Source organism: Roseomonas sp. TF40 (assembly GCF_057219975.1).
The window spans coordinates 265,568-288,925 of sequence record NZ_JBXVVR010000003.1 but is presented as its reverse complement, the minus strand read 5'-3'; the positions used below and the strand labels follow the sequence as shown (position 1 = coordinate 288,925).

Here is a 23,358-nt window from a genome sequence, read left to right as displayed (position 1 = left end):
CCATGCCCGTCGCGACCCGTCGCACCAAATCCTCCTTCGCCGCCGGCGAACTCGCACCCGAGCTGCTCGGGCGCGGCGATCTGCGCGCCTTCGAGAATGGCGCGCGCCGTCTGCGCAACGTGGTGATCCAACCGACCGGCGGCGTGGCCCGCCGCGCGGGGCTGCTGCACCTCGCCACCCTGCCGGGCCCGGCGCGCCTGATCGCCTTCGAGTTCAACACGGAACAGACCTACCTGATCGTGCTGAATGCCGGGCGGCTCGCGGTGTTCCTCAACGATGCCGAGGTCGCGGTGCTGGGCGCGCCCTGGAGCGAGGCCATGCTGCCGCAGATCGCGCATACGCAGAGCGCGGATACGCTGCTGCTGTTCCACCCGGACATGCCGCCGCAGCGCCTGACGCGCAGCAGCCACACCGCCTGGTCGCTCTCACCCTTCCCCTTCTCGCGGGAGCCGCTGCACCCCTACACCTCCGGCACCAGCCTGACGCCCTCGGCCACCAGCGGGGCGATCACGCTCACCGCCTCAGCGGGCCTGTTCCAGCCGGGCCATGTCGGCGCGCGCTTCGCGCTGGCGGGGCGGCGCGTGCGGATCACCGCCGTGCTCTCCGCCACGCAGGCGAATGCGATGGTGGAAGAGGCACTCACCGATACCGCGCCGACCACCGACATCCGCGAGAGCGCCTTCAGCAGCGTCCATGGCTGGCCCGTCAGCGGCTGCTTCCACCAGGCGCGCCTCGTGCTCGGCGGCTCGCGCGACCTGCCGAACCGGCTCTGGCTGTCGCGCACCGGCGATCTCGGCAATTTCGATCCCGGCACGGGTTTGGATGATGAAGGCATCGACTTCGCGCTGATGTCCGACCAGGTGAATGCGATCCGCGCCGTCTTCTCCGGCCGTCATCTGCAGGTCTTCACCAGCGGCGCGGAATGGATGGTGACGGGCGATCCGCTGACCCCCGCCTCCATCCAGCTCAACCGCCAGACGCGGGTGGGCAGCCCGGTGGACCGGATGGTGCCGCCCGTCGATGTCGATGGCGCCACGGTCTTCGTCGCGCGCAGCGGGCAGGGTCTCTACGAATTCGCCTATACCGACGTGGCCGACACCTACCAGGCGAACGATCTCGCGCTGGTGGCCCGCCACCTCGTGCGCGGCGCTGTCTCCATGGCCTATGACCAGGCCAGCCGGCTGCTGCACACGGCGATGGCGGATGGCAGCCTGGTCACGCTCACGCTCTATCGCGCCGAGCAGGTCATGGCCTGGACGCGCTTCGAGACCGCGGGCGCCTTCCGCGCCGTGGCGGAGAGCGAGGGGCGCGTCTATGCCGCGGTGGAGCGGCTCGGCACGCTGCGGCTCGAACGTTTCGATGCCGGCATCGGCCTCGACGCTGCCATGACCGGCAGCGCCATCGCACCACAGGACGAATGGAGCGGCCTCGCCCATCTCGAGGGCCAGAGCGTCGGCGTGCTGGCCGATGGCGCACCGCGCGCCGCCGCGGTGGTGCAGGGCGGGCGTGTCACGCTCGATCCGCCGGCGCGCAGCGTGCAGATCGGCCTGCCCTTCCGGCATGTCATCGAACCGCTGCCGCCGGCGCTGAACACGGCCTCCGGCGCGGCCAGCGCGCCGCTGCGCCTTGTGCGCGCCACCTTCCGGATCCTGGCGACGCCGGCGCTGGCGGTGGATCTGGGCCGCGGCGTGCAGCCGGTCTCCTTCCGCCGCTTCGACACGGCGGTGCTGGATGCCGCGCCGCTGCCCTTCACCGGCGATGTCGCGCTGCGCGGCCTGGGCTGGTCGCGCGATGCCTTGGCCCCCCTCTGGCGCGTGGAGGGCGACACGCCGCTGCCCCTCACGCTGCTTTCCGTCACGACCGATACGAGGATGACCGACTGATGGCCCAGCTCGCCCCCATCGCGACCGCCATCGGCGCGGGCGCGTCGCTCTACGCCACGGCGCGCCAGGCGCAGGCGCAATCCGCGCAATCCCGCGCCCAGGCGCAGCAGGCGGAGGCGCAGGATCGCGCGCGCACCGAGCAGGCCGCGGTCGAACGTGCCGCCGCCGAGCGTGCGCGGGAAGCGCGCCTCGCCGGCACCATCGCCTCGGCCCGCGCGCGGCTCGCCGCCGGCGGCGTCGCGCCGGATGAAGGCTCGGCCGCTGCCCTCACCGCCGGGCTGCAGCGCGATTCCGCCGCCGCGGCGGCGGATAGCGAGGCGCTGTCGAATGCGCGCCTCGCCGCCGGGCGGCGCAGCCTGCTCAACCCGGATGGCTCGCTCACCACCTGGCTGCGCGCCGGGGCGAGCTTCGGCAATTCGTTGCGCAACCTGCTGGACTGACGCCCCGCGTCCCGCCCCCTTCCTTCCCTCATTCCTGTGGAGCCCACGATGGCCGAGCACATCCGCATCGGCGACGTCGCGCCGCGCGTCCAGTACGTGGGCGACGGCGCCCGACTCGCCTTCACCTACCCCTTCCCGATCTTCCAGGAGGATGAGCTGGAAGTGCGCGTCGATGGGTTGGTGCTGCATGGCGGCGTCAGCGTCTCCGGCGCGGGCAGCAGCGAGGGCGGCACCGCCACCCTCGCCACGCCGCCCGCCATCGGCAGCACCGTGACGCTGCGCCGGCGCATCCGCATCGAGCGCAGCACGGATTTCCAGGACAATGGGGTGCTGCGCGCGCGCACGCTCAATGACGAGCTCGACCGCCTGGTCGCCGTGCTGCAGGAACAGCAGGAAGTGCTGGACGGCACGCTGCGCCAGGACCCGGCCGAGGTCGGCGGGCAGTTCGTGCTGCCGCTGCGCCCCACGCGCGCCAACCGCCTGCTCGGCTTCGATTCGACCGGCAATGCGGTGGTCTTCCCGCGCGATTCCGGCCTGCTGACCGCGCCCTTCCCGGGCGCCGTGCCGCGCACGGTGGAGGACAAGCTGGCGGAGCATCTCTCGGCGCGCGATTTCGGCGCGACCGGCGATGGCGTGAATGATGACGGCCCCGCGCTGCAGGCCGCGATGAACGCGGCCGGCGCTTCGGGCAAGCGGCTGCTGATCGGCGAGGGCAGCTATCGCACGCTGCAGCCGCTGAGCATGCCTGGCGCCTCGCCGGGCCTGACCATGCGCGGCGCCATTCTCTATGCCGGCCCGGCCGGCCAGGTGGCGCTGACCATCGGCGATGGCGGCACGGCGCGCAACGCGAACAAGTCCCATGAGGGGCTGACCGTGCTGCGCGCCACGCAGTCCGACTGGAGCAGCGAGGGCGATATCGGCCTGCTGCTGCGCAACCACGATGCCTCGGTGATCGAGATCCGCGAGGTCACGGGCTTCACGCTCGGCATCCGCACGCTCGGCGATGAGCGGGGCTTCGAGGACACGACGCTGATCCTCAACCGCATCGTCAACAACAAGATCGGGCTCGACGTGCATTGCGCGACGGCGGGGGCGTGGAACACCTCGATCCGCTACTATGGCGGGCATGTCGCGGTGGGCTCGACCGTGCATACCGACAAGGACCGTTTCGGCATCCGCTTCTCCGCCGCGCCGGGCGCCTATGTCGCGCATAACCGCCACGTCTTCGACGGCACGAATTTCGAACTCAACGCGAAGGACCGCCCGATCACGGGCATCCCCTTCCTCTGCGAGGTGAATTCGCGCGCCGTGGTGGCGCGCGCCATCCGCATGGAAGGCTGCTCGGGCTTCGTTGCGCGGCACACGGCCGGCGCGCAGGACCATCTCTACGAGGTGGCCTGGGCCAGCCAGGGCTATGCGGTGGAGATCGAGCACGCCACCACGGCGACGCGGCTCGGCGGCGTGGTGCGCGCCTGGCACCAGGCGCTGGCGCATCGCGAAGCGACGCGCGAGGTCGCTGCCGTGCCCTCGCTGCGCGCCGCCGCCATCCGCTGGAACGCGACCGAGACGGGCTTCGAGAAGCTCGCCTGCCTGTCCTCCAATGTCGGCGGCAACCCTTCGACCATCGCGGATTTCGCCTTTCCCGCGCTCGATTCCTTCACGCTCACCAATCGCGGCGTGATGCTGACCGGTGGGCGCGCGCTGGGCTTCGTGGTGGATGCGCGCGGCTGCCGCGATTTCGCGCTCGCGGTCGATGCGGATGCGCCGCGGCTGATGGTGATGACCTTCGATGCCGCCGGCAACCTGCTGACCAATGCGGGCGGCGCGCTGGTGCTGGCCTCGGGCCAGTCCATGGCCTGGAACGCCGATGCGCGCTGGTGGCAGGGCGCGGCCGACATGACCGATGAGGGGCTGACGCGGCTGCAGAGCCTGCGGCTCGCCCCCTCGGTCGCCACCGCGATCATCGGCGTGGCGCGTGTGCAGCAGGATTACGAGCTGCGCGCCATGCGCCTGTCCTGCGACCCGCGCCACGCGCCGGCGCTGCTCTATGGCCTGCCGGATCTCCGGCATGGCGTGCGCGAATTGCTCGCCGAACAGGCCTGGGACCCGGCCTCGATCGCCGCCGGCGCCAGCGCGCAGACCAATGTGCCGGTGGCCGGCGCGCGGCCGGGCGATTTCGTGCAGGCCGCCTTTTCCCTCTCCACCTCGGGAGTCGTCTTCATGGCCCAGATCGGCGCGCAGGATACGGTGACGGTGACGGCGTGGAACCGCAGCGGGGCGCCCGTGGATCTCAACCCCGGCACGGTGCGCGTGCGGGTGCTGAAGGCATGAGCACGCCCAAACGCCCGCGCCGCAAATCGCCCTCCGGCGATCCCGGCGCCATCCCCGAGCATACGATCGAACACGCGCTGCCGCTGGTGGCGGAGGACTACGCGGCGCTGATCGCCAACAGCCCGAAGGGCGAACCCGCGCCGGATCCGAAGCAGGTGGTGGCGCATTACGCGGCCGCGCATGCGGTGCTCGCGCATCTCGTCGAACTGTCCGAACTCGCGGGCCGCAAGAGCGAGGAGCCGAGCGCCGGCGCGACCGCCGACGCGGCGCTGGTGCAGGCGCGCGCCGGCATGAAGCGGGAGGCCGATGAATCGCCGTCCGGCGAAGAGGCTTGAGCGAACGCCCCGCCGACCTGCTGGAATTCGCCTGGATCTGGAACAACCTCGCCGGGCTCGCCACGCCCACGGTGCACCGGCGGATGCTGCGCTGGCTGGCTGCGCGCGTGGCGGCGGAGGATCATCGGCTGCTGCTGATGGCCTTCCGCGGCTGCGGCAAATCCACGCTGGTCGGGCTGTTCTGCGCCTGGACGCTGTACCGCGCGCCGCAGACGCGCATCCTGGTGCTGGCCGCCGACCTCGCCCTGGCCACGCGCATGGTGGCGACGGTGCGGCGCATCCTGGGCCGGCATCCGCTCTGCGGTTCGCTGTTGCCGGACCATAACGAAGGATCCTGGGCGGCGGATCGCTTCACCGTGGCGCGGCAGGCGGTGCTGCGCGACGCCTCCATGCTCGCGGCCGGGATCAGCGGCAACATCACCGGCGCGCGCGCCGACCTCATCATCTGCGACGATGTCGAGGTCGCGGGCAATTGCGACACGCCCAGCAAGCGCGAGGCGCTGCGCGAGCACCTGACCGAGGCCGAATTCGTGCTCGTCCCCGGCGGCACCATGCTCTTCGTCGGCACGCCGCACACGAATGAGAGCCTCTATGCGGAGGGACCGGAGGGTTTCCTCGCCGGCTATCACCGCCTGGTGCTGCCGCTGCTCGACGCGGCCGGCAATTCCGCCTGGCCGGAGCGCTTCCCGGCGCATCTGGTCACGGCGCTGCGCGACCGTGTCGGGCCGCTCGCCTTCAAGCGGCAGATGCTGCTGCAGCCGGTGGCGGAGGAGGCCGCGCGGCTCGACCCTTCCGCCATCGCGCGCTACGCCGCCGAGCCCGACTACCGCGAGGCGAATGGCCGCGGCGTGCTGACGCTGCTCGGCCAGCGCATCGTCTCGGGCGGGGCCTGGTGGGACCCGGCCTATGGGCGGCCGGGCAGCGGCGATGCCTCCGTGCTGGCCTGCACCTATGCCGATGCGCAAGGCCGGCACTACCTGCATCGCCTGGCCTATCTGCTGCACGATCCGAATGCGGCCGAGGACCCGGCGACGCAGCAATGCCGCGCCGTGGCGCAGCTCGCGCAGGATCTTCTGCTGCCGGTCGTGCGCGTCGAGACCAATGGGCTGGGCCGCTTCCTGCCCGCGCTGCTGCGGCGCGAAGTCGCGAAGATCGGCGCCGCTTGCACGGTGCAGGAAGTCGCGAGCCATCGTTCCAAGACCGAACGCATCCTCGCCGCCCTCGATCCCGTGCTCGCCGCGCGGCGCCTCTCCGCGCATGAGAGCATCTGGCGCACGCCCTTCCCACGCGAGATGGCGGAGTGGCGCCCCGGCGCGTCGGGCGTGCGCGACGATGCGCTGGACGCCGTGGCCGGCTGCCTGCTGGCCGAGCCGGTGCGCCTGCCCTCCGTGATCGCCGCGCGGCCCGGCACGCTGCCCTGGCGCGGCGGCTGATTCCCCGTTCCGAGACCGAGATTTTTCCCTTCCTCGCAAGGAGTAGATGCGATGCTGCCCGAAATCCCGCCCCAGCTGCTGGCGGCCGCGGCGGATGCGCCGCTCGCGCTGCTGATCCTGTGGATGATGCATGTGCTGCGGCGCGACCTCGCCCAGCGCCCCGAGCGCGAGGCACCGCCGCCCATGGCCGCGCCGGCGCGCGACGAGCTGGCCGAGTTCAAGCTGGAAGTGGCGCGCACCTATGTGCCGCTGTCGCTGATCCGCGACCTCGATTCGCGGCTCTCGCTGCACCTGATGCGCATCGAGGAGAAGCTCGACGAGGTGAGCCGCGCGGCGACCACCGCGGCGGCCGTCTCCGGCCAGGCGCTGCCGAACCGCAAGATGGGCTTCGCCACGCGCGGCCAGGGAGAAGAGGCATGAGTGCGGCCCTTCAGCACACGCCGCTCGGCGTGCAGGATATCCTCGCCCTCACGCTCTGGGGCGAGGCCGGTGAGCGCCCGGTGCGCGGCATGGAGGCGGTGGCCGCGGTGGTGATGACGCGCGTGCGCCTCGCCCTGCAGGCGGGCGGCCCGCAGCATCTGGGGCGCGGCGTGGTGGGCGTATGCCGCGCGCCCTTCCAGTTCGCCTGCTGGCACCCGCGCAGCCCGCGCCACGCGCTGCTGAACCTGGCGGCGACGCTGGCGGATCCGGGCTTCGAGGCCGCGCGCCGCATCGCCGCGCGCGCCCTGGCCGGGGCGCTGCCGGACCCGACGAAGGGGGCGACGCATTACCACGCCGCGGAGCGCCTGCCGCGCTGGGCGCTCGGCCTCGTGCCCTGTGCCGCGCTGGGCGGGCTGGTCTTCTATCGCCTGCAAGGGTGATAAGGCGCCCCGAGTGCAGGAGGCGCAGCATGGAAAGCCGGATCTACACCCTGGTGCTGGGCGCGGAGTGGCGCGCGGCGGAACTGGCCGGCGCCTACAAAGGCAGCGCGCATGACCAGCGCGACGGCTTCCTGCATTTCTCCACCGCGGCGCAGCTGCGCGCCACGGCGGCGAAGCATCGGCGCGGCGTGGCGGACCTGGTGATGGTAGAGGTCGATGCGGCGCGGCTGGGCGAAGCACTGAAATGGGAGCCGGCCGCGGGCTCCTCGCGGCCCGGGTTGTTCCCGCATCTCTACGCCGCGTTGCCGTTGAGTGCGGTCCTGTCAGCCACGCGGCTGACGCTGGGCGAAGACGGGCTTCACGTCTTTCCCGACGAGGTGCCGTAGCCGTCCGATCGGCGGAAGGGCGCAGGCGCAGCCAAGCACCGGGCGCCGTGAATCGGCCGGCCTATTTGTCTGTGGCACGCTCGCTCATCACGCAGGCAAACACCACCACCGCCGCCCCCGCCAGCGTCGCCAGCGCCGGCACCACGCCCCAGATGGCGAGGTCGAAGGTCAGGCTCCAGACCAGCCCCGAATAGCCGAAGGGGGCGAGGCGCGCGGCACTCGCATGGCGAAACGCCTCGGCCAGCGCGATGGTCGCCAGCGCCACCATGAAGGCGTTGAGCAGCATCTGCGCCAGCGTCACCGCCGAGGGCGTCACCCATTGGCTCAGGCCCAGCGGCAGGCAGACCACCGCCCCCAGCACCGCCGGCCAGACCAACACGCGCGCCATGCCCGGCTCGCCGCGCAATTGCCGGTTCAGGACGAAGACGGCCGAGTAGCAGAAGGTGCCGAGCAGCGCGTAGAGATACCCCAGCAGCGGCGCCCCCGCCGCGCCGGAAGCGAGCCCGGGTGCCAGCCCCAGCGCCACGCCCGCGAAGCCCACCGCGCACCAGGCCCAGGCGATGGCCGGTGGCGGTTCGCGCAGCAGCAGCGCCGCCAGTGCGAGCACGATGAAGGGCGAGGTGAAGAACACCAGATAGCCCTGCGCCAGCGGCAGGTGGCTGAAGGCGAGGAAGAAGAACATCGCGCTGCCCAGCATCACCGCCGCGCGCGCCGCATGCAGGCGCGGATAGCGCGTGCTGAGCGCCCCGCCCCAGCCCGGCCGCAGCGCGCGCAGCAGGGCCACGCCCGCCAGGATGGCGAGGAAGCGCACCAGCAGCACCTGCCAGACGCCATGCGTCTCCGACAGCAGCTTGCTGTTCGCGTCCAGCAGGCCGAACAGGCCGATCCCCGCCAGCATCAGCGCCGGGCCTAACAGAGCACCCTCCCCAGAATGGTCGCGCCTTGTGGCGAGGCCCCCTCACCCGGTCAATGGCTTCCCAGCGCCCCCGGTTCGGGGCACAAGCGCGCGACCATGACCCCCCGCCTTGCCTCCGTGCTGATGCCGCTGATGCGCGGCATGGACCCCGAACGCGCGCATGACCTCGCGCTGCGCGCGCTGCGCTTCGGCCTGGCCGGGGCTGATCGTTCGGCGGATGACCCGATCCTGGCGATTCGCGCGCTCGGCCTCGATTTCCGCAACCCGATCGGCCTCGCCGCCGGCTTCGACAAATCCGCGGTCGCCCTGCCGGCGCTGATGCGCCTGGGCTTCGGGCTGGTGGAGGCGGGCTCGGTCACGCCGCGCCCGCAATTCGGCAACCCCAAGCCGCGCCTGTTCCGCCTGACCGAGGACCGCGCGGTGATCAACCGCATGGGCATGAACAATGCCGGCCTGCCCGCCTTCTGCGCGCGGCTCGGCCGGCTGGCGCGCCCCCATCCGGCGGTACTCGGCGCCAATATCGCGATCAACAAGGAAGGCGCGGCCCCGCTCGGCGACTATCCGGCGATGTATGCCGCCGTCGCCCCCTTCGCGGATTACGTCGCCATCAACGTCTCCTCCCCCAATACGCCCGGGCTGCGCGATTTGCAGGGCGAGCGGCAATTGGCCGAGATCCTCGCCGCCGTCGCGGCGACGCGCGATTCGCTCACCGGCCCCCGCCCGCCCGTGCTGGTGAAGATCGCCCCGGACCTCGCCCCCGCCGCGGTCGAGACGCTGGTGGAGACGGTGCTGGCGCAGGGTGTCGCCGGGCTGATCGTCACCAACACGACCATCGCCCGCCCGGCGCTGCGCTCGGCCGCGCGCAGCCAGGCGGGGGGGCTTTCCGGCCCGCCGCTCTTCGGCCCCGCCACGGAATTGCTGCGCCGCGTGGCGCGCCTCGCCAAAGGGCGCGACCTCACGCTGATCGGCTGCGGCGGCGTGGGCAGCGGCGAGCAGGCGCTGGCGAAGATCAAGGCGGGGGCCAGCCTCGTGCAGCTCTACGCCGCCTTCGCCTATGACGGGCCGGCGCTGATCCCGCGGATGAAGCGCGAATTGGCGGCGGCGTTGCGGCGCGAGGGCTTCGGCTCGGTACAGGAAGCGGTGGGAGCCGATCTGCGATGATGATGCTGGACGGGATCGCGGGGCTCGCCGAGCGCTATGACGGCTTCATCCTCGACCTCTGGGGCGTGGTGCATGACGGCCATAAGCCCTACCCCGAGGTGGCGGATGCGCTGGGCCGACTGAAGGCGCGCGGCAAGCGCATCGCCTTCCTCTCCAACGCGCCGCGGCGGGCCTCGGTGGTGGACAAGCTGCTGACCGGCATGGGTCTCGACCGCGCGCTGTGGGACGGCACCATGACCTCGGGCGAGCTGGCCTGGCGGCACCTCAAGCGCCGTGACCGCGCGGATTTCGCCGCGCTCGGCACCCGCGCCCTGCATATTGGCCCCGAGCGCGACCTCTCCGTCGCCGCCGACACGGGCGTGACGCTGATGCCGGACGTGGCCGAGGCCGAGTTCGTGCTGAACACCGGGCCCGAGCCCGCGCGCGGCAATGGTGATGTCGGCCCCTATCGCCCGGCGCTGGAGGCCTGCGCCGCCCGCCGCCTGCCCATGGTCTGCGTCAACCCCGACCGTTTCGTGATGGTGGGCGATGAGCGCGTGATCTGCGCCGGCGCGCTGGCGGACCTTTATGTCGAGCTCGGCGGGCCGCGCGCCATCGAGATCGGCAAGCCGGACCCGACCGCCTATCCGCCCGTGCTCGAACTGCTGGGCATCACCGACCGCGCCCGGGTGCTGGCGATCGGCGACAGCCCGCACACCGACCTTGCCGGCGCGCAGGCGGCCGGCATCGATTCGCTCTGGGCGCTGACGGGCCTTGCCGCCCATGCCCATGGCGATGCCCCCGACCCGGCCCGGCTTATGGCGGAGGCCGCGGCCGAGGGCGTGCGCCCGATCGGGACGCTCAGCGCGCTGCGCTGGTAGGCGTCACGCCGCCAGCGCCCGCAGCCGCGCGCGGCGCTTCATCCGCTGCCGCCGCAGCCAGATCCAGACGCCCGTCCCGGTCAGGCCGAGCAGAGCCACCGAGACCAGCAGATTCACGGCCGAGCCCAGCAGGCCCAGCCAGGTGCCCTCATGCAGCAGCCGCACCCAGGGGCGCGGCTGCGCCACAAGCCCCTCGGCCCCCACGCGATACATTTGGGTCGTGCCGGAGCCATCCAGCACCCGCACCATCGGCGCCCCGCCCAGCGGGCGCACCCAGTCGAGCCCGGCGATGTCGTGCCGTTCCGCCACCAGGCGCAGCGTGGTGCGCAAATCGGGCGCGGGGCCGGGGGCGGGGATGCCGGGCGCGGACAGGCTCAGCCCCAAGGCGAGGAACAGCCCGGTCAGCGGGCTGCCGACCAGCAACGGCAGCAGCGCCCAGCCGGTGACGCGGTGCCAGCCCCCCACCGTGTTACGCAGCTTCGGCCAGCCGAGCAGCAGCCCGAGCGGCGCCAGCGCCACCAGCGCCGCGGTGCTCAACGTCACCAGCCAGCCGAGGTCGAGCAGCAGCGTCTCATGCGCCCGCCGCGCGGTGAGGAAGATGCCCGGCCAGGCGCCCGGCGTGGCGGGGGTGGCGGTGGCGATGTCGAAGACGCGCTGCGCGCCCCGCCCGCCGATCACCGCCGTGCCGTCATAGGCGCGGAGCATCAGCCCGGCATTGGGCGGCAGCGGCCCGGCGGCATCCAGCACGGCCTCGAGCCGCGGCAGGGTGACGAGGCCCGGCGCGGCGAGCTGCTTGGCCGCGGGCTCGAAGGAGAGGATCAGCCCGGTCAGCATCACCGCCAGCAGCGGCAGGGAGAATCCCAGCGCGATCCAGCGGTGGAGACGGAGCAGGAGAGGCTTGTTCATCATCGGGGTCCGGCGTGCTGCGATGCACAAACCTAGACCTGCCGCGCGCGGCTGCGGATGACGAAGGGTGACGGGGCTTGGCGCCCCGGGGTCGCAGAAACGCCGCATTCCGGCCCGGTCCCTGCCGGGCCGCAACGCGGCGTCACATTTTGCGCGGGATCGTCGGGGAAGGCCCGCGGGCCTCAGCCCTCTTCCTCGCGGTCGCTCTCGACCTCGATCTCGGCGTCGATCGCCTCATCGGCGTCGTCGAGCTCCTCGGCGTCCTCGATCGCCTCGTCGCCCTCGGCCTCCTCGACCTCCACGCCGTCCTCGGCATCGGCCTCGGCGGGCACGGCGCGCTTCTTTAGCCGGTCATCGGCGGGAATGGGCGAGCGTTTCAGCTTGGGCTGCTCCGCCGGCTGCTCCGTGCCGCATTTCGGGCAGACCGCCGGCGTGCGGGTCATGTCGTAGAACTTCGCGCCGCAGGAGACGCAGACGCGTTTCAGGCCGAGCTCAGGCTTCACCATGGCGATAGGGCGCCTCGTATCGGGCCGTGGCCCGCGGGTGAGCCGCGGGGCCATGGCGTTTGGGGTGCGCGCGATTGCCACTTCGCGCCCTGCATGTCAAACGCCCGCGCATGGAAGATGCCAAATCCCAGCCCGTCCGCGCCCGCGCGGCCGCGCAAGCCCTGACCGGCACGGCCGGCGTGCCGGGCGACAAGTCGATCAGCCACCGCGCGCTGATGTTCGGCGCCCTGGCCGTCGGCACCACCGAGATCTCCGGCCTGCTGGAGGGCGAGGACGTGCTGCGCACCGCCGCCGCCATGCGCGCCTTGGGGGCGGAGGTCGCCAATCTCGGCGGCGGGCGCTGGCGCGTGGCCGGCCAGGGCATCGGCGGGCTGACGGAGCCCGCGGATGTGCTCGACATGGGCAATTCCGGCACGGCGGCGCGGCTGCTCTGCGGCCTGCTGGCGGGGCACCCGATCTTCGCGGTGATGACGGGCGATGCCAGCCTGCGCAAGCGCCCGATGAAGCGCGTGACCGAGCCGCTCTCGGCCACCGGGGCCCGCTTCACGACGCGCGGCGGCGGGCGGCTGCCGCTGGCGGTGGAAGGGGCGGCGGACCCGCTCTGCCTGGACTACAAGGTGCCGGTGCCCTCGGCACAGGTGAAATCCGCCGTGCTGCTGGCGGGCCTGTGCGCGCGCGGCGTCACGCGGGTGATCGAGGCCGAGGCCACGCGCGACCACACCGAGAACATGCTGCGCCATTTCGGCGCCGTGGTGGACGTGGCCGAGGAAGGTGCCGGCCGCGTCATCGAGCTGCTCGGCCAGCCGGAGCTTTTCGCCGCCCCCGTGGTGGTGCCGGGCGACCCCTCTTCCGCCGCCTTCCCGGCCGTGGCGGCCACACTTGTGCCGGGCTCTTCCATCACGCTCACGGGGGTGGGCCTCAACCCGCTGCGCGCCGGCATCTTCCTGACGCTGCGCGAGATGGGCGCCGACATCACCGAGACCAACCGCCGGATCGAGGGCGGCGAGCCGGTGGCCGACCTCGTCATCCGCGCCGCGTCCCTGCGCGGCATCGCCGTGCCGGCCGCACGCGCGCCCTCGATGATCGACGAATACCCGGTCCTGGCCGTGGCCGCGGCCTGTGCGAGCGGCATCACCCGCATGCAGGGGCTGAAGGAGCTGCGGGTGAAGGAGAGCGACCGCCTGGCCGCCACCGCCGCGCTGCTGGCCGAGAACGGCGTGCGCGCCGAGATCGAGGGCGACGACCTGATCGTGCATGGCGCGGGCGGCCCGCCACCCGGCGGCGGCTTCGTGGCGACGCATATGGACCACCGCATCGCCATGTCGGCGCTGGTGCTGGGCCTGGCGGCGCAGGCGGCCGTGACGGTGGACGACGCCGCCTTCATCGAGACCTCCTTCCCCGGCTTCGCCGCGCTGATGAACCGCCTGGCCGGCGGGGAGGCCATCGGGCCGGCATGAGCGGCGCGGTCGTCATCGCCATCGACGGGCCGGCGGCGGCGGGCAAGGGCACGCTGGCACGGCGCCTCGCGGCGCATCTCGGCCTGCCCTATCTGGATACCGGCCTGCTCTACCGTGCCGTGGGCCGGCGCGTGCTGGAGGCGGGCGGCGAGCCCACCGACCCGGCCGCCGCCGAATCCGCCGCCCGCAGCCTGGCCCCGGCGGATCTCGACCGGACCGATTTGCGCGGCCCGGCGGCGGATCGCGCGGCCTCGGCAGTCGCGGCCATTCCCGGCGTGCGCGCGGCGCTGGTCGATTGGCAGCGCGATTTCGGCCGCCGCCAGGGCGCGGTGCTGGACGGGCGGGACATCGGCACGGTGATCTTTCCCGACGCCACGGCCAAGCTCTTCGTCACCGCGAGCGTCGAGGCCCGCGCGGCGCGCCGCCATGCGGAGCTGCAGGGCCGCGGCGTGGCCATCGGGCTCGACCAGGTCATGGCCGAGATGCGCGCGCGCGACGCGCAGGATGCCGGCCGCGCCGTGGCGCCCATGCAGGCCGCCCCGGATGCGATGACGCTCGACACCTCCGATCTTGATGCCGAAGCCAGCTTCCAGGCGGCGCTGGCGCTGCTCGCCGGGCGAATTCCACGGGATTCCGCTTGACTCGCCGGGTCCGGCAGCGTTAACGCCCCCCCCGGAACGTCGCGCCGCAAGGCCGGCGGTGTCCTCATTGGCACGGTTTCGGGGCGGTTTCCTGCCCCGCGCGCGCCGCAGGGGACCGGGACCGGCGGACCGCCTTCCGCTTTCATCCGAAGGGTGAAGTTCACTCCGCCAGGGGGTCTTCGCCACGTCGTGTCCGAGGCCCCCGGCAGCGCCGGCCCGCGGAGGCGCATACCCAGTGCCCCCCAGGGGCAGCTCCGGGAAACAGATACTGCATGGCAAACGCCAACCCCCTCGCCGCGCTTGAAGCCGGTGAGGATTTCGCCGCGATGCTCGACGCGACCCTCGGCGAGAACTCCTCCTTCCACGGCTCGGTCATCACCGGCAAGGTGATCCGCCTGGATGACGATTTCGCCGTCGTCGATGTCGGCCTGAAGTCGGAAGGCCGCGTCCCCCTCAAGGAATTCGCCCCCCAGGGCATGAAGCCCGAAGTCCAGGTCGGTGACGTCATCGAGCTGTTCGTCGAGCGCTACGAGGACCGCGACGGCTCCATCGTGCTGAGCCGCGAGAAGGCCCGCCGCGAGGAGGCCTGGACCAACCTCGAGAAGCAGTTCACCGCCCAGACGCGCGTCAACGGCGTGATCTTCGGCCGCGTGAAGGGTGGCTTCACCGTCGATCTCGGCGGCGCCGTGGCCTTCCTGCCGGGCAGCCAGGTCGATATCCGCCCGGTGCGCGACGTGACGCCCCTGATGGGCAGCCCGCAGCCCTTCCAGATCCTCAAGATGGACCGCGCCCGCGGCAACATCGTGGTCTCCCGCCGCGCGGTGCTGGAAGAGACCCGCGCCGAGCAGCGCAGCGAGCTGATCCAGGGCCTCAAGGAAGGCATGATCCTGGACGGCGTGGTGAAGAACATCACCGACTACGGCGCCTTCGTGGACCTCGGCGGCGTGGACGGCCTGCTGCATGTCACCGACATCGCCTGGCGCCGCATCAACCACCCCTCCGAGGCGCTCACCATCGGCCAGCAGGTCAAGGTGCAGGTCATCCGCTTCAACAGCGAGACGCAGCGCATCAGCCTCGGCATGAAGCAGCTGATGGCCGATCCCTGGGATGGCGTGGCGATCAAGTACCCGGTCAACGGCAAGTTCTCGGGCCGCGTGACCAACATCACCGACTACGGCGCCTTCGTGGAGCTGGAGCCGGGCGTCGAGGGCCTCGTGCATGTGTCCGAGATGTCCTGGACGAAGAAGAACGTGCATCCGGGCAAGATCGTCGCCACCTCGCAGGAAGTGGACGTGATGATCCTGGATGTGGACGGCCCGAAGCGCCGCATCTCGCTCGGCCTGAAGCAGGCCCAGGGCAACCCCTGGGAGCTCTTCGCCGAGGCGCACCCGCCCGGCAGCACGATCGAGGGCGAGATCCGCAACATCACCGAGTTCGGCCTGTTCATCGGCCTCGGCCCGGATCTCGATGGCATGGTGCACATGTCCGACCTCAGCTGGGACCTGCCCGGCGAGCAGGCCATGGCCAATTTCCGCAAGGGCGAGACGGTCTCCGCCAAGGTGCTCGACGTCGATGTGGAGAAGGAGCGCATCTCGCTCGGCATCAAGCAGCTTGCCGCCGACCCGGCGGCCGAGGTGCTCGATCGCATCCGCAAGGGCGACATCGTGACCACGGTCGTGACCAAGATCGAGGCCAATGGCATCGAGGTGAAGGTCGATGAGGTCCTGACCGGCTTCATCCGCCGCGCCGAGCTGGCGCGCGACCGCGCCGACCAGCGCCCCGACAAGTTCGCCATCGGCGAGAAGGTCGATGCGAAGATCACCGCCGTCGACCGCGCCGGCCGCCGCCTGGCCCTGACCATCAAGGGCAAGGAAGTGGAGGAGGAGCGCGAGGCGATGAAGGAGTTCGGCTCGACCGACTCCGGCGCCTCGCTGGGCGACATCCTGGGTGCGGCCATCCGCCGCCGCAACCAGAACCTGGACGAGTAAGCGGCCCTCCCTCACCCGGAAGGCTTGGGGAACCCCCGGAAGGCGCAGGCCTTCCGGGGTTTTTTCTTGGCCCGGATCGGGCCACATAGGCGCCATGGCCCTCGAACCCGATCTGCTGCTCGACCGCCGACGCCTCAAGCGCCGGCTTTCCCTCTGGCGGGCTGCCGCGGTACTGGCGGTGGCTGGCCTCGCCATGGCGCTCGCCCTGTTCCGGGAGGAGACGCGCGGCTTCCTGCCCGGCGGCGGGCCGGAGATCGCGCGGCTCAACGTCACGGGCTTCATCGGCGACGACCGCAAGGTGGTCGAGGCGCTGGAGCGCCTCGGCAAGGATGCGGAGATCCGCGCGGTGATCCTCGCCATCGACAGCCCCGGCGGCTCCGTCGCGGGGGGCGAGGCGCTGCACCATGCCCTCGCACGGGTCGCCGCGCTCAAGCCGGTGGTGGCGGTGATGGGCGGCACGGCGACCTCCGCCGGCTACATGGTCGCCCTGCCCGCCGCCCGCATCTTCGCGCGCGACTCCACCGTCACCGGCTCGATCGGCGTGATCCTGCAGAGCTTCGACGTCTCCTCCCTGCTCGCCTGGCTCGGCGTGCGGGCGGAGAGCCTGGCCTCGGGCCCCTTCAAGGCGAATCCCAGCCCCTTCGCCCCGATGACCGAGGCCGGGCGCGCCGAGCTGATGCGCGTGGTCAACGACCTGCATGAGCAATTCGTCGCGATGGTCGCCGCCGGGCGCCGCATGGAGCCCGAGGCGGTGCGCGCCCTGGCCGATGGGCGCGTCTTCACCGGCCGGCAGGCCCAGCACCTGGGCCTGGTGGACGCGATCGGCGGCGAGGCCGAGGCGCGCGCCTGGCTGGTGGCCGAGCGCGGCCTGCCCGAGGGCCTGCCCGTGCGCGACGTGGAGACGCGCAGCCTGGCTGAGCGCAGCTTCGGCGCCTTCTGGGGCGCGCTCACGAAAAACATTATGGATGAATGGGTTGGCGTTGACCGGCTGCGCGCCCTTTGGCAGCCTGTCGGCCCATGAACCGAGGATGGCGGGTGTCCCATGACCCGATCTGAACTGATTGCCCAATTGGCCGCCGCCAACCCGCATCTGCGCCAGCCGGATGTGGAGCTGATCGTGACCACCATCTTCGACGAGATCATCGCCGCCCTGTCGCGCGGCGACCGGGTGGAGCTGCGCGGCTTCGGCGCCTTCTCGACCAAGCGGCGCGACCCGCGCACCGGGCGCAACCCGCGCACCGGCACCGCCGTGGCGGTGGAGGGCAAGGCCGTGCCCTATTTCAAGCCGGGCAAGGAGTTGCGGGAACGCGTGAATGGCGGGCCCCTGCAGGAATCCACCCGCCGCGCGCGCAGCGCCTGAGGCACCTTCCGCCGACCGCTTGCGCGTCGTAAATCAGCCGCCCGATCCGGAGGCGACGCCATGCGCTGGCTCATGTTCCTGCCCCTTGTCCTGCTGCTCTCGCTGTTCGCCCTGTCGAACACGGCGGAGGTCGAGCTCACGCTCTGGCCCTTCGACCTCGCCTGGGCGGCGCCGCTCGGCATCGCCGTGCTGGTGCTCTGCGCCGTTTCCTTCCTGGTCGGCGCCCTGCTGGCCTGGGGGGCGAGCTTCAGCGCGCGCCGCCGCGCCCGTGAGGTGGAGGCCGCCGCGCGGCTGCTGGAAGCCGAACTCGCCACGCTGAAGGCGCGTGAGGCCGAGCGGCAGCGCGCCGCCAATCTCGGGCGCCTGCCCGCCCCAGTCGCGTGACGGGCCAAGTCGCGTGACGGGCCTCTGCGTCGCGCTCGACGCGCCGGACCTCGCCACCGCCGAGGCCTGGGCGCGCGCCACCGCGCCCCATGCCGGGCTGCTGAAGGTGGGGCTGGAGCTGTTCTCGGCCGAGGGCGGGGCCGCCGTGCGGCGCATTGCGCAGCACCGGCCGGTCTTCCTGGATGTAAAGCTGCACGACATCCCCAACACCGTCGCCGGGGCGATCCGCTCCCTCGCCCCCCTGGGCGCGGCCTGGATCACCATCCACGCCGCGGGCGGGCCGGCCATGGTGGCGGCGGCGCGCGCGGCGGCGGAGCAGGCGGGTGGCGCGGCGCGGCCGAAGATCCTGGCCGTGACCGTGCTGACCAGTATCGACGCTTCCACCCTGGCCGAGACCGGCGTGGCGGGCGGGACGGTGCAGCAGGTGCTGCGCCTCGCGCGGCTGGCGGTGGCGGCGGGCGCGGATGGGCTGGTCTGCTCGCCGCGCGAGGTCGCGCCGATCCGCGATGCGCTCGGCGCGGGCCCGGCGCTGGTCGTGCCCGGGGTGCGTCCCGCGGGCAGTGCCGCCGATGACCAGGCGCGCACCGCGACGCCGGAGGAGATGAAGGCGGCCGGGGCGAGCTGGGTCGTGGTGGGCCGCCCCATCACGCGCGCCCCCGATCCCGCCGCCGCAGCGCGTGACATCGCGGCGGCGTTGGCGTGAAGCAGACGAAAATCTGCGGGATCAACGACCCCGCGGCGATGCAGGCGGCGGCCGCGGCGGGGGCGGATTTCATCGGCTTCGTCTTCTTCCCGCCCTCGCCGCGCGCCGTGACACCCACGCAGGCCGCCGCGCTGTCCGGCCTGATCACAGGCGGGCCGCTGCGCGTGGGGCTCTTCGTCGATGCCCCGGACGCGCTGATCGAGGCGGTGCTGGCCGCCCTGCCGCTCGACATCCTGCAATTGCATGGCGAGGAGACGCCCGCGCGCTGCGCCGCATTGCGCGCGCGCTTCGGTCGGCCTGTGATGAAGGCGCTGGGCATCGCTCAGCCCGCGGATTTCGCCGCGCTCGATGCCTATGCCCCCGTGGTGGATCGCTTCCTGCTCGACGCCAAGGCCCCGCCCGGCGCGCCTTTGCCCGGCGGCAATGCCGCGCCCTTCGACTGGACGCTCACCAAGGGTCGCGCCATCGCCCGCCCCTGGCTGCTCGCGGGCGGGCTCACGCCGGGCAATGTGGCCGAGGCCATCGCGGTGTCGGGCGCGCCGGGCGTCGATGTCTCCTCCGGCGTCGAGCGCGCGCGGGGCGTGAAGGATCCGGCGCTGATCGCCGCCTTCGTCGCGGCGGCACAGGCGGCGTGATCCGCGCGGCCACCCGCGCGGACGCAGCCGCGCTCGGCGAGATGCACGCCCAGGCCTGGGAAGAGACCTATGCCGGCCTGGTGCCGGACGACCTCTTCGCCGAGATGACCGACCCCGCCCGGCGCCGCGCCGCCTGGGCGCGCAACCTGGCCGAACCACCCCTGCCCGGCGGCGTGCTGCTGGCGATGGAGGGGCCGGCGATCCTGGGCTTCATCGCCGTCTGCCGCGCGCGGGATCCGGGGCTGGGCACGCAGGGCGAGGTCTCGGGGCTCTACCTGCTGCAGCGCGCGCAGCGCCGGGGGATCGGCCGCGCCCTGCTGGCCGAGGGTGCGGCCCTGCTGCTGGCCACGGGCTGCGCGGATGGCGGGGCCTGGGCGCTGGATGCCAATGCGCCGGCGCGCGCCTTCTACGTCGCCACTGGCGCAATCGAAGGCCGGCGCCAGATCGGGCATCGCGGGCCCTTCTCCATGCCCGAGACGGCCTTCGTGTGGGGTGATCTTCGCGCCCTGCTGCGCTAAGAGACGTTCAAATCAGGACAACGCCCGTGAACAAGCCCCTTCCCAATTCCCTTCGCCCCAATTCCTTCAAGCAGGGTCCCGATGCGCGCGGCCGCTTCGGCGATTTCGGCGGCCGTTTCGTTGCCGAAACTCTCATGCCCCTCATCCTCGAGGTCGAGGCCGCCTATGAGGCGAGCAAGAAGGATGCGGCCTTCCAGGCCGAGTGGCGCCGGCTTCTGACGCATTATGTCGGCCGCCCCAGCCCGCTCTGGTATGCCGAGCGCCTGACCGCGCATCTGCGCAAATCCGCCGCGCCCGGCCTGGGCGCCAAGGTCTATTTCAAGCGCGACGAGCTGAACCACACCGGCGCGCACAAGATCAACGCCGTGCTCGGCCAGATCCTGCTCGCGAAGAAGATGGGCAAGACGCGCATCATCGCCGAGACCGGGGCGGGCCAGCATGGCGTGGCCACCGCCACCGCCTGCGCGCTCATGGACCTGCCCTGCGTGGTCTACATGGGTGCGACCGATGTCGAGCGGCAGCAGCCCAACGTCTTCCGCATGAAGCTGCTGGGTGCGGAGGTCGTGCCCGTGACCTCGGGTGCCGCCACGCTGAAGGACGCGATGAACGAAGGCCTGCGCGACTGGGTCGCGAATGTGCACGACACCTACTACTGCATCGGCACCGTCGCCGGCCCGCACCCCTACCCCGCCATGGTGCGCGACTTCCAATCCGTGATCGGCACCGAGGCGCGCGCGCAGATGCTCGAGGCCGAGGGCCGCCTGCCGGATACGCTGATCGCCGCCGTGGGCGGTGGCTCCAACGCCATGGGCCTGTTCTACCCCTTCCTCGACGACAAGGATGTCGCGATGGTGGGCGTGGAGGCGGCGGGCCGTGGCCTCGATACGCATGAGCATGCGGCGGCGCTCTCGCGCGGCCGGCCGGGCGTGCTGCATGGCAACCGCACCTATCTGCTGCAGGATGGCGACGGCCAGATCACCGAGGCGCATTCCATCTCCGCCGGGCTCGACTATCCGGGCGTGGGGCCGGAGCATTCCTGGCTGCATGAGATCGGCCGCGTGCAATATGTCGGCGCCACGGATGACGAGGCGCTGGAAGCCTTCCAGCTCTGCTCGCGGCAGGAGGGGATCATCCCCGCACTCGAGCCCGCGCACGCTCTGGCGCATGTGATGAAGATCGCCCCCACCCTGCCGGCCGAGCACATCCTGCTGATGAATCTCTGTGGCCGCGGGGACAAGGACATCTTCACGGTCGCGAAGCACCTGGGCGAGAAGATCTGAGATGAGCCGCATTGCCACCCGTTTCGCGGCGCTCAAGGCTGAGGGGCGCGGCGCGCTCGTCACCTATCTCCAGGCCTTCGATCCCGACCGCGAGACCTCGCTCGCCATCCTCTCGGGCCTGCCCGGCGCCGGGGCCGACGTGATCGAGATCGGCGTGCCCTTCACCGATCCGATGGCCGATGGCCCCTCCATCCAGAAGGCCGGGCAGCGCGCGCTGAAGGCGGGTGCGACGGTGGTCGGCGTGCTGGAGATGGTGCGCCGCATCCGCGCGACGGAAGCCGACACGCCGATCGTGCTGATGGGCTACTACAACCCGATCCTGACCCATGGCGTCGAACGCTTCTGCGCCGAGGCCGCCGCCGCGGGCGTCGATGGCCTCATCATCGTCGATGTGCCGCCCGAGGAAGCCGATGAGGTCGAGCCCCATGCCCGCGCGCAGGGCCTCGATCTGATCCGCCTGGTCGCGCCCACCACGGAGGAAGCGCGGCTGCCGCGCGTGCTCGGCGCCACCACGGGCTTCATCTACTACGTCTCGATCACCGGCATCACCGGCACGCGCAGCGCGGACTACGCCTCGCTCGCGCCCGCCATCGCCGCGCTGAAGCGCCACACCGACCTGCCGGTGGCGATCGGCTTCGGCATCCGCACGCCCGAGCAGGCGGCGGTCGCGGCCGCGGTCGCGGATGGCGCGGTGGTGGGCACGGCGCTGGTCGACACGCTGGCCGCGACGCTGGACGCCGAGGGCCGCGCCACGCCCGCCACCGTGGGCGCCGTGCTCGACAAGGTGCGCGGCCTGGCCGCGGCGGTACACGCCACGCCCCGAATCCCTGCCTGAAGGAGAGCGCCATGGCCCGCCAGCTCTACGAACTCTGCGGCCGCGACCCGGCCCTGGTGTTCAGCCCCTATTGCTGGCGATCGCGCATGGCCCTGGCACATAAGGGGATCGACTTCGTCTCGGTGCCCTGGCGCTTCACGGAGGTCGAGAAGCTGGCCTTCGCCAAGCACGACAAGGTGCCGGTGCTGGTCGATGGCACGACGGTGGTGCCCGACAGCTGGGCCATCGCGCAGCACCTGGACGCCGCCTATCCCGAAACGCCCGCCATCCTGCATGGCCGGCCCGCGAGCTACCGCTTCATCACCGCCTGGACCGATGCCGTGGTGAGTGCGGGGCTGGTGCGCTTCATCGTCAGCGACATTCCCGCGCTGCTGGATCCGAAGGACCGCGCCTATTTCATCGCGAGCCGCGAGAAGCGCTTCGGCAAGCCGCTGGCCGAGGTCACCGCCGACCGCGAGGCGCAGCTTCCTGCCTTCCGCGCCAGCCTGCAGCCGCTGCGCATGACGCTGAAGCTGCAGGCCTATCTCGGCGGCGAGGAGCCCGACTACGCCGACTACATCGTCTTCGGCAGCTTCATGTGGGCGCGCTGCGTGAGCCCGCTGCGCATCCTGGAACCGGACGACGCGATCCATGCCTGGCATGAGCGGATGCTCGACCTGCATGGTGGCGTCGCGCGCAGCGCGCCGGCTGTGGGCGCCTAACCCAGCCCGTCGCGCTTCAACTGACGCAGATTCGCCGCCACCCGGCGGCGTGAGGGGCGCAGCGCGGCGGCGGCCACCACATCGGGCCGGCTGCCGAGCAGCGCGGCCTTGCCCGCGGCCATCATGCCATCGGCGAAGGCCCGCTGCTTCTCCGCCACCATCTCGGCCAGCGAGCCGGCCGCATTGCCCGGCTGCAGCGCGAGTTGCGCGCTGCGCAGCGTGAAGACCCAGCCCGACTGCCAGGCGAACATCGCAATGGCAGCCGGGCCGAAGGGGTCCCGCGCCATCAAAGCGCGGCCAGCACGGCCTCCGCCTTGGAGACCTCGAAGGCGCCCGGCGCCTCGACGGCGACATGCGTCACCTTGCCGTCCTTCGCCACCAGGGCGAAGCGCTGGCAACGCAGGCCGAGGCCGCGCGCCGTCAGGTCGAATTCCAGGCCCATCGCCTTGGTGAGGTCGGCCGAGCCATCGGCCAGCAGCAGCACCTCATCCGTGATGCCCTGGTCCTTGCCCCAGGCGCCCATCACGAAGGCGTCGTTCACCGACATGCAGGCGATCAGGTCCACGCCCTTGGCCTTCAGCGCGGCGGCGTTCTGCACGAAGCCGGGCAGGTGCTTGGCCGAGCAGGTCGGGGTGAAGGCGCCGGGCACGCCGAACAGCACCACGGTCTTGCCCGCGAAGATCTCGCCGATCGCGGCTTCCTTCGGCCCCTCTGCCGTCGCCTGCATGATCTTCACCGCAGGCATGCTGTCACCGACCTTGATCGTCATCTCAACTCTCTCCCGTTGGGTGGGTCTCCATAGGGCAGAATCCGCCCTGCCGTCCATGCGGGCGATACGC

At 72.0% G+C, this 23,358-nt stretch carries 27 protein-coding genes; 22 read left to right on the top strand and 5 right to left on the bottom strand.

Annotation, left to right across the window (positions count from 1 at the left end; translation table 11 throughout):
- The first annotated feature begins 2 nt into the window (after window positions 1–2).
- Genes AC2D9U_RS11280 through AC2D9U_RS11245 form a run of 8 tightly spaced genes read left to right on the top strand, consistent with a single transcriptional unit; the run spans window position 3 to window position 7,668 of the window.
- Window positions 3–1,883, top strand: a complete 1,881-nt coding sequence (locus tag AC2D9U_RS11280; RefSeq protein WP_484748912.1) for a phage tail protein — start codon at window positions 3–5, stop codon at window positions 1,881–1,883.
- A complete protein-coding gene (locus tag AC2D9U_RS11275) occupies window positions 1,883–2,323 on the top strand; it encodes a hypothetical protein (RefSeq protein ID WP_484748909.1) in 441 nt (146 codons plus the stop codon). The genes AC2D9U_RS11280 and AC2D9U_RS11275 overlap by 1 nt, the downstream gene beginning before the upstream one ends.
- 48 nt (window positions 2,324–2,371) lie before the next feature.
- Window positions 2,372–4,654: a phage tail fiber protein gene (locus AC2D9U_RS11270; RefSeq protein WP_484748908.1), complete on the top strand. Its 2,283-nt coding sequence runs from the start codon at window positions 2,372–2,374 to the stop codon at window positions 4,652–4,654.
- A complete protein-coding gene (locus tag AC2D9U_RS11265; protein WP_484748905.1) occupies window positions 4,651–4,989 on the top strand; it encodes a hypothetical protein in 339 nt (112 codons plus the stop codon). The genes AC2D9U_RS11270 and AC2D9U_RS11265 overlap by 4 nt, the downstream gene beginning before the upstream one ends.
- Window positions 4,986–6,422, top strand: a complete 1,437-nt coding sequence (gene terL / locus AC2D9U_RS11260; protein ID WP_484748904.1) for a phage terminase large subunit — start codon at window positions 4,986–4,988, stop codon at window positions 6,420–6,422. The genes AC2D9U_RS11265 and terL overlap by 4 nt, the downstream gene beginning before the upstream one ends.
- 51 nt (window positions 6,423–6,473) lie before the next feature.
- Window positions 6,474–6,842 carry a hypothetical protein gene (locus AC2D9U_RS11255; RefSeq protein ID WP_484748902.1) on the top strand — a complete coding sequence of 123 codons (369 nt, stop codon included), beginning with the start codon at window positions 6,474–6,476 and terminating at the stop codon, window positions 6,840–6,842.
- Window positions 6,839–7,282 (top strand): cell wall hydrolase, encoded by a 444-nt coding sequence (locus tag AC2D9U_RS11250; RefSeq protein ID WP_484748899.1) that lies wholly within the window; start codon window positions 6,839–6,841, stop codon window positions 7,280–7,282. The genes AC2D9U_RS11255 and AC2D9U_RS11250 overlap by 4 nt, the downstream gene beginning before the upstream one ends.
- Before the next feature lie 29 nt (window positions 7,283–7,311).
- Window positions 7,312–7,668, top strand: coding sequence for a DUF952 domain-containing protein (locus tag AC2D9U_RS11245; protein ID WP_484748896.1), 357 nt, complete (start codon window positions 7,312–7,314; stop codon window positions 7,666–7,668).
- 61 nt (window positions 7,669–7,729) lie between these two features.
- Here the strand turns inward: AC2D9U_RS11245 and AC2D9U_RS11240 are convergent, their stop codons facing one another.
- On the bottom strand, window positions 7,730–8,566 hold the full coding sequence (locus AC2D9U_RS11240; RefSeq protein WP_484748894.1) for a DMT family transporter: 837 nt from the start codon (window positions 8,564–8,566) through the stop codon (window positions 7,730–7,732).
- A 114-nt stretch (window positions 8,567–8,680) separates the two neighbouring features.
- Between AC2D9U_RS11240 and AC2D9U_RS11235 the strand changes: the two genes are divergently transcribed.
- Window positions 8,681–9,745, top strand: coding sequence for a quinone-dependent dihydroorotate dehydrogenase (locus AC2D9U_RS11235; RefSeq protein ID WP_484748891.1), 1,065 nt, complete (start codon window positions 8,681–8,683; stop codon window positions 9,743–9,745).
- Entirely contained in the window at window positions 9,742–10,605 is an 864-nt protein-coding gene (locus AC2D9U_RS11230; RefSeq protein ID WP_484748888.1) for a TIGR01459 family HAD-type hydrolase, read from the top strand. Before AC2D9U_RS11235 ends, AC2D9U_RS11230 begins: the two co-directional genes overlap by 4 nt.
- 3 nt (window positions 10,606–10,608) lie before the next feature.
- On the opposite strand, the gene AC2D9U_RS11225 is transcribed toward AC2D9U_RS11230, so the two are convergent.
- Both AC2D9U_RS11225 and AC2D9U_RS11220 read right to left on the bottom strand, forming a co-directional pair.
- Window positions 10,609–11,511, bottom strand: coding sequence for a PepSY domain-containing protein (locus AC2D9U_RS11225; protein ID WP_484748885.1), 903 nt, complete (start codon window positions 11,509–11,511; stop codon window positions 10,609–10,611).
- A 182-nt stretch (window positions 11,512–11,693) separates the two neighbouring features.
- Complete coding sequence (locus AC2D9U_RS11220; RefSeq protein ID WP_484748883.1) at window positions 11,694–12,017, bottom strand: TIGR02300 family protein; 324 nt, start codon at window positions 12,015–12,017, stop codon at window positions 11,694–11,696.
- Between the two features lie 110 nt (window positions 12,018–12,127).
- Here AC2D9U_RS11220 and aroA point away from each other — a divergent pair, with 110 nt between their 5' ends.
- From aroA to AC2D9U_RS11160, 12 genes are all read left to right on the top strand, one after another.
- Window positions 12,128–13,474: a 3-phosphoshikimate 1-carboxyvinyltransferase gene (gene aroA / locus AC2D9U_RS11215; RefSeq protein WP_484748881.1), complete on the top strand. Its 1,347-nt coding sequence runs from the start codon at window positions 12,128–12,130 to the stop codon at window positions 13,472–13,474.
- Window positions 13,471–14,115: a (d)CMP kinase gene (gene cmk / locus AC2D9U_RS11210; RefSeq protein ID WP_484748879.1), complete on the top strand. Its 645-nt coding sequence runs from the start codon at window positions 13,471–13,473 to the stop codon at window positions 14,113–14,115. The genes aroA and cmk overlap by 4 nt, the downstream gene beginning before the upstream one ends.
- A gap of 272 nt (window positions 14,116–14,387) precedes the next feature.
- The gene (gene rpsA, locus AC2D9U_RS11205) at window positions 14,388–16,103 is read left to right on the top strand and encodes a 30S ribosomal protein S1 (RefSeq protein ID WP_484748877.1); all 1,716 of its coding nucleotides are present in this window, start codon (window positions 14,388–14,390) and stop codon (window positions 16,101–16,103) included.
- Window positions 16,104–16,197: 94 nt separating this feature from the next.
- Window positions 16,198–17,124, top strand: a complete 927-nt coding sequence (gene sppA / locus AC2D9U_RS11200) for a signal peptide peptidase SppA (RefSeq protein ID WP_484748874.1) — start codon at window positions 16,198–16,200, stop codon at window positions 17,122–17,124.
- A 21-nt stretch (window positions 17,125–17,145) separates the two neighbouring features.
- Window positions 17,146–17,463: an integration host factor subunit beta gene (gene ihfB, locus AC2D9U_RS11195; protein ID WP_484748871.1), complete on the top strand. Its 318-nt coding sequence runs from the start codon at window positions 17,146–17,148 to the stop codon at window positions 17,461–17,463.
- A 60-nt stretch (window positions 17,464–17,523) separates the two neighbouring features.
- Complete coding sequence (locus tag AC2D9U_RS11190; protein ID WP_484748868.1) at window positions 17,524–17,847, top strand: LapA family protein; 324 nt, start codon at window positions 17,524–17,526, stop codon at window positions 17,845–17,847.
- 13 nt (window positions 17,848–17,860) lie between these two features.
- Window positions 17,861–18,550 carry an orotidine-5'-phosphate decarboxylase gene (pyrF, locus tag AC2D9U_RS11185; RefSeq protein ID WP_484748866.1) on the top strand — a complete coding sequence of 230 codons (690 nt, stop codon included), beginning with the start codon at window positions 17,861–17,863 and terminating at the stop codon, window positions 18,548–18,550.
- Entirely contained in the window at window positions 18,547–19,185 is a 639-nt protein-coding gene (locus tag AC2D9U_RS11180) for a phosphoribosylanthranilate isomerase (RefSeq protein WP_484748862.1), read from the top strand. The genes pyrF and AC2D9U_RS11180 overlap by 4 nt, the downstream gene beginning before the upstream one ends.
- A complete protein-coding gene (locus AC2D9U_RS11175) occupies window positions 19,182–19,703 on the top strand; it encodes a GNAT family N-acetyltransferase (RefSeq protein ID WP_484748859.1) in 522 nt (173 codons plus the stop codon). The genes AC2D9U_RS11180 and AC2D9U_RS11175 overlap by 4 nt, the downstream gene beginning before the upstream one ends.
- A gap of 26 nt (window positions 19,704–19,729) precedes the next feature.
- Window positions 19,730–20,983, top strand: a complete 1,254-nt coding sequence (trpB, locus tag AC2D9U_RS11170) for a tryptophan synthase subunit beta (RefSeq protein WP_484748857.1) — start codon at window positions 19,730–19,732, stop codon at window positions 20,981–20,983.
- A 1-nt stretch (window position 20,984) separates the two neighbouring features.
- Entirely contained in the window at window positions 20,985–21,818 is an 834-nt protein-coding gene (gene trpA / locus AC2D9U_RS11165; RefSeq protein WP_484748853.1) for a tryptophan synthase subunit alpha, read from the top strand.
- A gap of 11 nt (window positions 21,819–21,829) precedes the next feature.
- The gene (locus tag AC2D9U_RS11160; RefSeq protein WP_484748850.1) at window positions 21,830–22,519 is read left to right on the top strand and encodes a glutathione S-transferase family protein; all 690 of its coding nucleotides are present in this window, start codon (window positions 21,830–21,832) and stop codon (window positions 22,517–22,519) included.
- On the opposite strand, the gene AC2D9U_RS11155 is transcribed toward AC2D9U_RS11160, so the two are convergent.
- Together AC2D9U_RS11155 and AC2D9U_RS11150 are read right to left on the bottom strand one after the other, a co-directional pair.
- Complete coding sequence (locus AC2D9U_RS11155; protein ID WP_484748847.1) at window positions 22,516–22,770, bottom strand: hypothetical protein; 255 nt, start codon at window positions 22,768–22,770, stop codon at window positions 22,516–22,518. The genes AC2D9U_RS11160 and AC2D9U_RS11155 overlap by 4 nt on opposite strands.
- 35 nt (window positions 22,771–22,805) lie before the next feature.
- Window positions 22,806–23,288, bottom strand: a complete 483-nt coding sequence (locus AC2D9U_RS11150; RefSeq protein WP_484748845.1) for a redoxin family protein — start codon at window positions 23,286–23,288, stop codon at window positions 22,806–22,808.
- Window positions 23,289–23,358 lie beyond the last annotated feature (70 nt).

Coding starts and splice junctions, on each gene's coding strand:
- AC2D9U_RS11280 (WP_484748912.1), top strand. CDS start 3: ATGCCCGTCGCGACCCGTCGCACCAAATCCTCCTTCGCCGCCGGCGAA.
- AC2D9U_RS11275 (WP_484748909.1), top strand. CDS start 1,883: ATGGCCCAGCTCGCCCCCATCGCGACCGCCATCGGCGCGGGCGCGTCG.
- AC2D9U_RS11270 (WP_484748908.1), top strand. CDS start 2,372: ATGGCCGAGCACATCCGCATCGGCGACGTCGCGCCGCGCGTCCAGTAC.
- AC2D9U_RS11265 (WP_484748905.1), top strand. CDS start 4,651: ATGAGCACGCCCAAACGCCCGCGCCGCAAATCGCCCTCCGGCGATCCC.
- AC2D9U_RS11255 (WP_484748902.1), top strand. CDS start 6,474: ATGCTGCCCGAAATCCCGCCCCAGCTGCTGGCGGCCGCGGCGGATGCG.
- AC2D9U_RS11250 (WP_484748899.1), top strand. CDS start 6,839: ATGAGTGCGGCCCTTCAGCACACGCCGCTCGGCGTGCAGGATATCCTC.
- AC2D9U_RS11245 (WP_484748896.1), top strand. CDS start 7,312: ATGGAAAGCCGGATCTACACCCTGGTGCTGGGCGCGGAGTGGCGCGCG.
- AC2D9U_RS11240 (WP_484748894.1), bottom strand. CDS start 8,566: ATGCTGGCGGGGATCGGCCTGTTCGGCCTGCTGGACGCGAACAGCAAG.
- AC2D9U_RS11235 (WP_484748891.1), top strand. CDS start 8,681: ATGACCCCCCGCCTTGCCTCCGTGCTGATGCCGCTGATGCGCGGCATG.
- AC2D9U_RS11230 (WP_484748888.1), top strand. CDS start 9,742: ATGATGATGCTGGACGGGATCGCGGGGCTCGCCGAGCGCTATGACGGC.
- AC2D9U_RS11225 (WP_484748885.1), bottom strand. CDS start 11,511: ATGAACAAGCCTCTCCTGCTCCGTCTCCACCGCTGGATCGCGCTGGGA.
- AC2D9U_RS11220 (WP_484748883.1), bottom strand. CDS start 12,017: ATGGTGAAGCCTGAGCTCGGCCTGAAACGCGTCTGCGTCTCCTGCGGC.
- aroA (WP_484748881.1), top strand. CDS start 12,128: ATGGAAGATGCCAAATCCCAGCCCGTCCGCGCCCGCGCGGCCGCGCAA.
- cmk (WP_484748879.1), top strand. CDS start 13,471: ATGAGCGGCGCGGTCGTCATCGCCATCGACGGGCCGGCGGCGGCGGGC.
- rpsA (WP_484748877.1), top strand. CDS start 14,388: ATGGCAAACGCCAACCCCCTCGCCGCGCTTGAAGCCGGTGAGGATTTC.
- sppA (WP_484748874.1), top strand. CDS start 16,198: ATGGCCCTCGAACCCGATCTGCTGCTCGACCGCCGACGCCTCAAGCGC.
- ihfB (WP_484748871.1), top strand. CDS start 17,146: ATGACCCGATCTGAACTGATTGCCCAATTGGCCGCCGCCAACCCGCAT.
- AC2D9U_RS11190 (WP_484748868.1), top strand. CDS start 17,524: ATGCGCTGGCTCATGTTCCTGCCCCTTGTCCTGCTGCTCTCGCTGTTC.
- trpA (WP_484748853.1), top strand. CDS start 20,985: ATGAGCCGCATTGCCACCCGTTTCGCGGCGCTCAAGGCTGAGGGGCGC.
- AC2D9U_RS11160 (WP_484748850.1), top strand. CDS start 21,830: ATGGCCCGCCAGCTCTACGAACTCTGCGGCCGCGACCCGGCCCTGGTG.
- AC2D9U_RS11155 (WP_484748847.1), bottom strand. CDS start 22,770: ATGTTCGCCTGGCAGTCGGGCTGGGTCTTCACGCTGCGCAGCGCGCAA.
- AC2D9U_RS11150 (WP_484748845.1), bottom strand. CDS start 23,288: ATGACGATCAAGGTCGGTGACAGCATGCCTGCGGTGAAGATCATGCAG.